We start from the raw sequence: 9407 nt of genomic DNA, 5'->3' as shown, positions 1-9407 counted from the left end.
GGAAAGCCGCCCAAAGTCGCGCTGACCGCAATCATGCGAAAGCTTGTCGTCGTTGCAAACGCACTTCTCAGAGACCAGCGGAAATGGAGTGAAAATTACGCTTGATCAACACGGATACTGCTTGCGGAACGCGGTGTGGCGGCCGGCCGGGAAACCATCGGCTTTCCTCAATCAGGTTTGAACAAGCGGACAGCGCCGGGCCGGTTCATCCCAGTGTCTCAGCCCTGCTGCTGCCTGCACGGGTGTCAGGGCGTTGAGCGAGATGTGCGCGTCGATGCGGGCAAACAACGGCAAGCCAAATCCGAAAGCGCGCGATGTAGTGCGTGATCTGATTGCGGAGATTGTCATTTCCCTGCCAAAGAAGACGGTGTGCAAGTCGAGGTCAAGGGACGCTTGGGCGCCTTGGTCTCTAAACATTCCAAAAACTTGGGGAAAAGGTGGTAGCGGAGGAGGGACTTGAACCCCCGACACGCGGATTATGATTCCGCTGCTCTAACCAACTGAGCTACTCCGCCGCTCGCCGTGTGGACGCGATTTACGGAATGCTGCCTGTCGGGTCAAGCAGAAAAGCCGAAGAATTTCGGATTTCCCGGAATTTTGTTTAGGCTGCAAATTATGTTGATCTAAAATAAGTGCTTATGCCGGAGGAGATGCGCGTCTTAGGTCAGCAAGGCAAGCCGCGGGAGGAGGTGGCAAGCCAAGTCTGGCGAGCCTTTAGTCGATTGGAGCGTCCAGGGCAGCCAGTTCGGGCAGGGGCAGCTGGTCCAGCAGGCCAAACACCAGTGCGCGGCAAGTTTCACCTGCCCAGTCCGCCGGGTGAAAGCCGGCCGGTAAATCCGGATGGCGCAGAACGACACGGCGCCAGCGGTGTACGATCAAGGTGCGCAGAGTGCCGGTTTGAGCCGGGCTCAGCCGGGATGGCGGCGGTGTGATTTGTTCCAGATCCTGCTGTAATTCCTTACAGGCTTTACACAGTTGCAAAGGGAACAAGCGCGCCTTCAGCCAGCTTGGCACGGCGATGCTGCTGACCTCTGCAGCCATCAGGTCATCCAGAGTGTGCGGTATCGGCCCATGCCCCAGGGCAGTGGTCCGGTTCACGCTTACGTAGTTGGGCAACAGCAGAACGTCGTCCAGGGTGGTTTGACCGGAGCCGTCCTCGGCGATAAGCACATGCCAGTCGCCCGGCGCCGCGGCGCTGCGGCCGTAAATCCGGGGCGTCACTGCGGCGGATTGGTTGCGGCCGTATTCGGTTAGATAGTGGATTGACGCACGGCCAGCGCGGGCGCTTTCGATCCAGCCGTCCTTGCGCAGCCGGTGCAGGGCGACCCGGATTGCCTCGGGCTTGATTCCCATCGGGGTGATGATGCGTGTCAAGGCGCCGCCGCTGATCCGGGCGCCCTTTTCCTGGGCCAGATCGCCGAACAGCGACACAATCACCGACCAGACCCGCTGGTTCTGCGGGTCATTCAGTTGTTGGACGGTGGCGTCAAACCAGGGGTTCAGCTGTTCGTTCATAGGGATAAACATAGTCCGCCCGGACGGGTTAGACCAGTCCGGGCGGGGGCAGCGTTGCGGCTCCCTGCCGCTTTAACATGGGATCAAAAGGCGTTCATGGTCAGCAGCTCATATTCCGCTGCAATCTCGTCGTCCTGATTGGTGAGGGTGACGTGCCAGCGGACCTCGCCGTATTCTTCATTGCGCGGGGTCTTCTTCTTGACCGTCAGGCGCACCTTGATGCTTTCGCCTGCGGAAATGGGTTTCATGAAGCGCAGATTATCAAGGCCGGTGTTGGCCAGAACCGGACCTTCGTCCGGCTGCACGAACATGCCGGCGGCAAAGGACAGCAGCAGGTATCCATGCGCAACGCGGCCCGGGAAGAACGGGTTCCGCTTGGCGGCATCATCGTCCATATGGGCATAGAAGGTGTCGCCGGTGAAATGGGCGAAGGTTTCGATATCCTCCAGCGTCACGGTACGGGGCGCGGTGTGCAGGGTCTCGCCGATCGCCAGCTCGCCGAACTTGCGGGTGAAGGGATGTGCCGGGCCTTGGATCTCAGCGCCGCCGGGCACCCATTTTTCACCGATCGCCGCCAGAATATCTGGGGAGCCCTGGATGGCGGTGCGCTGCATGTAGTGTTTGACGCCGCGCACGCCGCCCATTTCCTCGCCGCCGCCGGCGCGGCCGGGGCCGCCATGCACCATATGCGGCAGGGGGGAGCCGTGGCCGGTGCTTTCCTTCATCGAGTCGCGGTTGTTGAAGTAGAGCCGCCCGTGGTAGGCGCCGGCGCCGATGGCAACCTCGCGCGCGACGGCCAGGTCGTGGGTGATGACCGAGGCCACCAGAGAGCCCTGGCCGCGGTTGGCCAGATCAATGGCGTGATCCAGATCGCGGTAGCCCATGATGGTGGAAACGGGGCCGAAAGCCTCGGTGTCGTGCACGCGGCTCGCCTTGTCCGGATTGGCACAGTGGAACAGCATCGGCGGCACAAAGGCGCCTTTATCTGCATCTGCGCCCTCGACGGTGAAGTTCGCCGGGTCGCCAAAGACGCGCTCGGCTTCCTGGCCGATGATCGCGGCTTTCTCCAGCACGTCGCGTTTCTGACTGTTCGAGACCAGTGCGCCCATGCGGGTGGTTTCCAGGCGCGGGTCGCCGATCTTGGTTTTCGCCAGCCGGCCTGACAGCGCTTCGATCACTGCATCCACCTGCGCCTGCGGCGCGATGATGCGGCGGATAGCGGTGCATTTCTGGCCCGCCTTGGTGGTCATCTCGCGGCTGACTTCCTTGACGAACAGGTCGAATTCCGGTGTGCCAGGTGTGGCATCCGGCCCCAGGATCGAGGCGTTGAGGCTGTCCTGCTCGGCCACGAAACGCACCGAGTTCTGCAGGATCACCGGGTTGGCGCGCAGTTTCAGCGCGGTTTGCGCCGAGCCGGTAAAGCTGACAACATCCTGCATGGTGAGGTGGTCCAGCATGTCGCCCAGCCCGCCGGAGACCAGCTGCAGCGCCCCTTCGGGCAGGATGCCGCTGTCGAGCATCAGCTTCACCGCCAGTTCCGTGACGTAGCAACTGTTGGTGGCGGGTTTCACGATGGCGGGAACGCCGGCCAGAAGTGTGGGAGCCAGCTTTTCCAGCATGCCCCAGACCGGGAAGTTGAAGGCGTTGATATGCACCGCGACACCGCGCAGCGGGGTGCAGATGTGCTGGCCCAGGAAGGTGCCGTTGCGCGACAGCTGCTCCACATCGCCGTCGAGATAGACATGGCCGTCGGGCATCTCCCGCCGCCCCTTGGAGGCGAACACAAACATGGTGCCGATGCCGCCGTCGATGTCGATCATATGGTCGGACAGGGTGGCACCGGTGTCGAAGCTGAGGTCATACAGCGCCTGCTTGTGCTTGTTCAGGTGGCCTGCCAGTGCCTTCAGCATGCGGGCGCGGTCGTGGAAGGTCAGCTGCCGCAGGTTTGCACCGCCTTTGGAGCGGGCATAATCGAGCATCGCCTGCACATCGAGCGCATCATTGCCGGCGCTGGCGATCACCTCGCCGGTGATGGCGCTGGCGATGTTGCGGGCGCCTGCACCCGGTGCGACCCATCGGCCCGCTGCAAAGCTGGAAATCTCAAGAAGGCTCATGGTGCTGTCCTTTTCGTCACGCCGGTAGGGCCGGCTGGCTGGAATCCGATGCTGAGATATATTGACCGTCCGGTCGGTTTATGCAAGGTATTTGTCAAATGCGCCGCTGACAGGGTGAGGGAACGATGAGCGATACGATTCTGGTAGAGGATCACGGGAGCTGGGTGGAGATCGCCCTGAACCGCCCGGACCGGCTGAACAGTTTCAACGAGGAGATGCACAACGCCTTGCGTGGCGCGCTGGAAGCGGCGCGTGACGGGGGTGCCCGTGCCGTGCTTCTGACCGGGACGGGCCGCGGCTTTTGCGCGGGCCAGGATTTGGGCGACCGCGATCCGCGCAAGATGGACGGGCCGCCGGACCTGAGCAAGACCGTACGCACCTTTTACGCGCCGCTGGTGCGGCTGATCCGGTCGCTGAACGTTCCGGTGATCTGTGCGGTCAACGGCGTGGCCGCCGGGGCCGGGGCCAATCTGGCGCTGGCCTGCGACATGGTGCTGGCGGGGGAGAGCGCCAAATTCATCCAGTCGTTCTCCAAGGTTGGCCTGATTCCCGACACCGGCGGCAGCTGGCATCTGCCGCGGCTGCTGGGCGAAGCGCGGGCCAAGGGGCTGGCGCTGACCGCCGAACCGCTGCCTGCGAAAAAGGCCGAAGACTGGGGCCTGATCTGGAAAGCGCTGCCGGATGACGAGCTGATGACCGAGGCCCGCGCGCTGGCAGAGAAATTCGCAAACGGCCCCACTCTGGGCCTGGGTCTCACCAAACAATGCATTCAGGCGGCGGCGGTCAACACGCTGTCCGATCAGCTGGATATCGAAGCCGACGCGATGAAAACCTGCGGCGAGAGTGCGGATTATGCTGAAGGCGTGGCCAGTTTTCTGGAAAAACGCGCGCCTGCGTTCAAGGGCAAATGACCATGACCCCGAAAGAACGCGCCGAAAAATCTGCTGCCGCCATGTGGGCGGATGACCACGCTTCGAAATGGGCCGGGATGGAGATCACCCATGTGGATGTGGGCGAGGCGACACTGGAGCTGACCGTGGCCCAGCATCACTGCAACGGCCACGGCATCTGCCATGGCGGCGTGACCTTCATGCTGGCCGACAGCGCCTTTGCCTTTGCCTGCAACAGCCGGAACCAGGCAACCGTGGCGCAGCACAACGTGATCAGCTTCACCGCGCCGGGGCGGCTGGGCGACAGGCTGACCGCGCAGGCCCGCGAGATTTCCCTGACCGGGCGCAGCGGCATCTATGACGTGACAGTGACCAACCAGGACGGCCGGCAAATCGCCGAGTTCCGGGGTTTTTCCCGGGCGGTCAAAGGCCAGTTGTTTGACGAATAAGGCGTGGAGGACGCAATGGAAGACCTGACCCCGAACAAGGCTGATCTGGACCCGATCGAGATCGCCTCGATTGACGAAATCCGCGCCCTTCAGCTGCAGCGGCTGAAGTGGTCGCTGCGCCATGCCTATGACAACGTGCCGATGTACAAGCAGCGGTTCGATGAGGCGGGGGTGCATCCGGACGACCTGCAGGAACTGAAGGACCTCGCCAAGTTTCCCTTCACCTACAAGAACGACCTGCGGGACAATTATCCCTTTGGCCTGTTCGCCGTCCCGCGCAGTGAGATCATCCGCTTGCATGCGTCCTCCGGCACCACCGGCAAGCCGACAGTTGTGGGCTACACGGCGACTGACATCAGCAACTGGGCGGATCTGGTGGCGCGGTCCTTGCGTGCAGCCGGCCTGCGCAAGGGCGATATGGTGCACAACGCCTATGGCTACGGGCTGTTCACCGGCGGGTTGGGCGCCCACTACGGGATTGAACGGCTGGGCGCGACCGTGGTGCCGATGTCGGGCGGGCAGACCGAAAAGCAGGTTGGTCTGATCACCGATTTCAAGCCTGACGGGATCATGGTGACGCCCTCCTACATGCTCAACATTCTGGAGCAGTACAACAAGGTCGGCATGGACCCGCGTGAAAGCTCTCTGAAGGTCGGCGTCTTTGGCGCCGAACCCTGGACCGATGCAATGCGCAAGGAGGTTGAACAGGCCTTTGATATGCACGCGGTCGACATCTACGGGCTGAGCGAAATTATGGGGCCGGGTGTGGCCAATGAATGCGTTGAGACTAAGGACGGCCCGGTAATCTGGGAAGACCACTTCCTTCCGGAAATCATTGACCCGCAGAGCGGTGAAGTACTGCCGGATGGCGAGATGGGTGAGCTGGTGTTCACGACGCTGACCAAGGAAGGCCTGCCGATGATACGCTACCGCACCCGCGATCTGACGCGGTTGCTGCCGGGCACAGCACGGTCGATGCGGCGGATGGAGAAGATCACCGGCCGCAGCGACGACATGATCATCCTGCGCGGTGTCAATGTCTTCCCCAGTCAGGTGGAAGAACAGCTGATGGCAACCGGCGGGCTGGCGCCGCATTACCAGATCGAGCTTTACAAATCCGGGCGGATGGATGCAATGCGGGTTTATGTGGAGGCAAATCCGGATGCCACGGATGAGCTGAGCAGAACCGCTGCGGCGCGGATGCTGACCAAGCGGATCAAGGATATGATTGGCGTTTCCACCGAGATCATTGTAGGCGACCCTGGATCGGTCGAGCGCAGCCAGGGCAAGGCAAAACGCGTCGTCGACAACCGTGGCAAGTCCTGAATGAGGGAGTGAGTTTTGGCCCGCACCATCGCAAAAGACCATGACCAGAAACGCACCCAGATCCTGAAATCCGCAGCCAAGGTGTTTGCGGAAGCGGGCTATGACCGCGCGTCGATGACACAGCTGGCGCGGGAATGCGGGATCTCCAAGGCGAACATCTACCACTATTACGACAGCAAGGATGCCGTGCTTTTCGGCATTCTTGATACCTATCTTTGCGACCTGCGCGACCGGGTCTGCGGGGTGGAGGCGGAGGTCTGCGGTCCGGAGGACAGGCTGCGCCGTATCGTGTCGGAGATCATGCTGGCCTATCAGGGCGCGGACCACGAGCATCAGGTGCAGATCAGCGCCATGGGTGCGTTGCCGGAGGATCAGCAGAAGCTGCTGCGCGCTTACCAGCGCGAGATGGTGCAGGTCGTCAGCAGCGCGCTGGCAGCGGTGGCTCCGGAGGTGTTCGAGGGCGAAACTGCCAAGTTGCGCGGCGCAACCATGTCGGTCTTCGGCATGTTGAACTGGTATTACATGTGGAATTCCGGCGCAGGCTCCATGGCGCGCGAGTACTATGCGCGGCTGGCGGCAGATCTGGTTCTGAATGGAATCAAGGGCCTTTGACGCCCTGGACGTTCAGCACGAAAACGTGACCTGAAAACGCCGCAGAGTTTCTTTTGCGTTTGCGCCGGCCTGCACTAAACTTGCGGACCTCAAGGAGGGCGGCATGGCAAACTCTGAAAGTTTCGAAAAGTTCTACTACAAAAAGGTCGGGCTGGGCGAGGGCTGCGGCTGCGCCGAGCGGGTGATAGACATTCATGAATTCGACCGCCGGCCGGGGCGGCCGCAACTGAAATCCTTTGGCCGCCGGTTCTCGCTCAGGTCTTTTGCCCTGAAATACGGGCTCATGTCCCGGCGCAGGACGCGGGTGGAGTAGAGGCAGGCAAACACCCGGAGGGGCAGCCCCCCGGGGCGCAATTGTTCTTGTTCACCGATCAGCCTCGCTGCCCAGCAGCGGCGTAATGCGGCGCACGGCAACGCGGCGGTTGGCGCGTTCAGCGGCCAGTGTCCTCACGGTCAGATCGCTTTCGCCATAGCCCTGCACCACCATGTTTTCCGGCGGCACGCCGAAATACTCAGTCAGAGCCAGCGCCACCGTTTCAGCGCGCCGGTCGGACAGCGCCAGATTGTAGGTGGCTGCACCCACCGCATCGGTGTGGCCTTCAATCAGGAACACTTCGCCCGGGTTGCGGTCGACCAATTCACGCAGCGCGTTGCCCAATGACGCCAGTTCTTCGGCCTGGTGGGTACGGATCACCGCAGAGCCGGTGTCGAAATTAACGGAATCCACGTTGATCACCGGCACCAGCCGGCGCACGGCGTCAATATTGCGGATCTGTGCCAAAGAGAAGCTGCGGCCGGCATCCGGTGCCTGCTGTGCGGCCAGCGCTGCGGCCAGGTCCTCTGCTGAGACTGCGCCGGTGCTGGAGAAGGCACGGCGGTTGTCCTGAAACTGCGGCAGCTCGTTGACGTCGACCTTTTCGGCCTTCCGGGTGTCGTCGAACAGCACCACGCTGCGGCCATCAGGCAGGATACGGGTGCGGCGCAGCACCCGGCCTTCGGCGGAGCGGATGGTTTCCACCTCAACCCCGTTATCGCGGATGACCACAGTGCGGGTGGAGCCGTCTTGGAACCGGTAGGCGGTCACGTTGGAGCCCGGCTGGCGCAGCAGGGCGTCGTCGTCCTTCAGGACGCGGTACTGGCCGTCCTGTTCCACGATGGCGCGGTCGCCGGTGTTGGAGACGACCTTGCCGCCATTGTTGAGCAGCGTGCCGATGGCCAAGGCGCCAAGGCCAAGCAGCGCGTTGCGTTGCTGGTTGGACAGGCCGCCGTCATCCTGTTTTGGGGCGGTATTGGTCTGCGGGTCGGGGGCTTCTGCCGCAGCCTGGGCGTTTTCGCCGGCGTCGGTTTCAAACTCCTCGTCCGAACTGCGCACGGTGTCTTCGGTTACCGTTTCCTCGATCACCTCGGCCTTGCCGGCGGTGTTTTCTGCCGCGGCTGCGGCCGCTGCTGGGGTGCCCGTCTCAGCTGCGGCCTGAGCGTCAGCCTGGGCCTGGCTGTCCAGCTCAACCAGTTCGGGGTTGTCTGTTTCATCGCTGGCTTCGCCCTGCGACTGGGCCGGGACAGCGGCGGTCGCCCCGGCGGGTTGGTCTGCTTCGGCCTGCTCGTTCTGTGCGGCGGCCTGCGCTTCGGTCTGCTGTTCCAGTGCCTCTGCCAGAGCCGCGGGCTCATCCGCTTCCTGGGCGGTTGCAGTGTCTGCGGCAGCCTCTGCTTCGGCGGACGCCTCCGTTTCGGCACCGGCCTCGACACCGGTTTCAGTACCGGCGGTTTCAGCTTCAGCCTCGGTTCCGGCAGTCATCTCTGCGACGCTGGCCAGCACGCTGGCGGATTGCAGTTCACCCGGCAGGCCGGCGTCAAAGGCGCCGGTGGCATAGGCCTTGCAGAACTTGGCAATCCGGCCCTTTTTATCTTGGACTTCTTCGCCTGCGGCCAGTTCCTTTTGCCGCCGCTCGGCGCGGTTCCGGCAGCGCTCGACCAGTTCGCCGATCTCGGCGTTGGTCATCCCGGTGAGGTCAATACGCTTGTTGCCCTTGTCCTGCGACAGGGCGGGCAGCGGGGCTGCCAGCGAGACCACCACTGCCAGCGCCGTGGCCGATTTGAAAATTCCCGGTTTCATTGCGGTTCCTTCCTTGCTCCGGCACGGGGCCGTACGGAGGTAACCGCTGAGAGCAGGAAAAGTTTCCGCGCATCCCGGCAAAAAAGAAGCCGCCCCGGCAGGGGCGGCTGTGGTCTGGCTGGTTTCCGCCAGCAGCAGGCCGTTTCAGAGGCTTGCGGGCGGAACCATGCCGACGATGTCATAGGTTTTACGCAGGATCGGCGCGGTGATTTCGCGCGCGCGCTCCGAGCCGCGGGACAGGATCTTGTCGATCTCATCCTGGTTCTGCATCAGCCGCGCCATTTCGGTCGAGATCGGCGCCAGTTTCGACACGGCCAGATCCGCCAGCATCGGCTTGAATTCCGAGAACTGCTTGCCGCCGACATCCGCCAGCACCTGATCTACGCTC

Annotated in this window: 8 protein-coding genes, 1 tRNA gene and 2 pseudogenes; 6 read left to right on the top strand and 5 right to left on the bottom strand. The window is 62.7% G+C overall.

Annotated elements, in window-relative coordinates; genetic code table 11:
- A pseudogene (locus VOI29_RS19240) lies at positions 1 to 105 on the top strand (IS110 family transposase); the annotation flags it as partial.
- 333 nt (positions 106 to 438) lie between these two features.
- Here VOI29_RS19240 and VOI29_RS19235 read toward each other — a convergent pair.
- The 3 genes from VOI29_RS19235 to paaZ all read right to left on the bottom strand — a co-directional run bounded on the left by VOI29_RS19235 (position 439) and on the right by paaZ (position 3629).
- Positions 439 to 515: transfer RNA gene (locus VOI29_RS19235), tRNA-Met, on the bottom strand.
- Positions 516 to 714: 199 nt separating this feature from the next.
- Positions 715 to 1527 carry a PaaX family transcriptional regulator C-terminal domain-containing protein gene (locus VOI29_RS19230; RefSeq protein WP_323782425.1) on the bottom strand — a complete coding sequence of 271 codons (813 nt, stop codon included), beginning with the start codon at positions 1525 to 1527 and terminating at the stop codon, positions 715 to 717.
- Positions 1528 to 1598: 71 nt separating this feature from the next.
- A complete protein-coding gene (paaZ, locus tag VOI29_RS19225; RefSeq protein ID WP_323782422.1) occupies positions 1599 to 3629 on the bottom strand; it encodes a phenylacetic acid degradation bifunctional protein PaaZ in 2031 nt (676 codons plus the stop codon).
- 125 nt (positions 3630 to 3754) lie between these two features.
- Here paaZ and paaG point away from each other — a divergent pair, with 125 nt between their 5' ends.
- The 5 genes from paaG (at position 3755) to VOI29_RS19200 (ending at position 7219) form a co-directional block, all read left to right on the top strand.
- Positions 3755 to 4540 (top strand): 2-(1,2-epoxy-1,2-dihydrophenyl)acetyl-CoA isomerase PaaG, encoded by a 786-nt coding sequence (paaG, locus tag VOI29_RS19220; RefSeq protein WP_323782419.1) that lies wholly within the window; start codon positions 3755 to 3757, stop codon positions 4538 to 4540.
- A gap of 2 nt (positions 4541 to 4542) precedes the next feature.
- A complete protein-coding gene (gene paaI / locus VOI29_RS19215) occupies positions 4543 to 4968 on the top strand; it encodes a hydroxyphenylacetyl-CoA thioesterase PaaI (RefSeq protein WP_323782416.1) in 426 nt (141 codons plus the stop codon).
- A gap of 15 nt (positions 4969 to 4983) precedes the next feature.
- Positions 4984 to 6294: a phenylacetate--CoA ligase PaaK gene (paaK, locus tag VOI29_RS19210; RefSeq protein ID WP_323782412.1), complete on the top strand. Its 1311-nt coding sequence runs from the start codon at positions 4984 to 4986 to the stop codon at positions 6292 to 6294.
- A 15-nt stretch (positions 6295 to 6309) separates the two neighbouring features.
- Complete coding sequence (locus tag VOI29_RS19205; protein WP_323782408.1) at positions 6310 to 6906, top strand: TetR/AcrR family transcriptional regulator; 597 nt, start codon at positions 6310 to 6312, stop codon at positions 6904 to 6906.
- Positions 6907 to 7009: 103 nt separating this feature from the next.
- Positions 7010 to 7219: a hypothetical protein gene (locus tag VOI29_RS19200; protein WP_323782405.1), complete on the top strand. Its 210-nt coding sequence runs from the start codon at positions 7010 to 7012 to the stop codon at positions 7217 to 7219.
- A 51-nt stretch (positions 7220 to 7270) separates the two neighbouring features.
- Here VOI29_RS19200 and VOI29_RS19195 read toward each other — a convergent pair whose 3' ends face one another.
- Together VOI29_RS19195 and VOI29_RS19190 are read right to left on the bottom strand one after the other, a co-directional pair.
- Positions 7271 to 9019, bottom strand: coding sequence for an OmpA family protein (locus VOI29_RS19195; RefSeq protein ID WP_323782402.1), 1749 nt, complete (start codon positions 9017 to 9019; stop codon positions 7271 to 7273).
- Positions 9020 to 9163: 144 nt separating this feature from the next.
- Positions 9164 to 9407 (bottom strand): annotated as a pseudogene (locus VOI29_RS19190) (tryptophan--tRNA ligase); the annotation flags it as partial.

Origin of the sequence: Leisingera sp. (assembly GCF_034669605.1) — a bacterium.
In the GTDB taxonomy this organism is placed as follows: Bacteria; Pseudomonadota; Alphaproteobacteria; order Rhodobacterales; family Rhodobacteraceae; genus Leisingera.
This window is presented reverse-complemented; position numbering and strand designations above follow the sequence as displayed.

Bases quoted from the DNA above. Each gene is read 5' to 3' on its own strand.
- paaK (WP_323782412.1), top strand. From the start codon at position 4,984: ATGGAAGACCTGACCCCGAACAAGGCTGATCTGGACCCGATCGAGATC.
- paaG (WP_323782419.1), top strand. From the start codon at position 3,755: ATGAGCGATACGATTCTGGTAGAGGATCACGGGAGCTGGGTGGAGATC.
- paaI (WP_323782416.1), top strand. From the start codon at position 4,543: ATGACCCCGAAAGAACGCGCCGAAAAATCTGCTGCCGCCATGTGGGCG.
- VOI29_RS19195 (WP_323782402.1), bottom strand. From the start codon at position 9,019: ATGAAACCGGGAATTTTCAAATCGGCCACGGCGCTGGCAGTGGTGGTC.
- paaZ (WP_323782422.1), bottom strand. From the start codon at position 3,629: ATGAGCCTTCTTGAGATTTCCAGCTTTGCAGCGGGCCGATGGGTCGCA.
- VOI29_RS19200 (WP_323782405.1), top strand. From the start codon at position 7,010: ATGGCAAACTCTGAAAGTTTCGAAAAGTTCTACTACAAAAAGGTCGGG.
- VOI29_RS19230 (WP_323782425.1), bottom strand. From the start codon at position 1,527: ATGTTTATCCCTATGAACGAACAGCTGAACCCCTGGTTTGACGCCACC.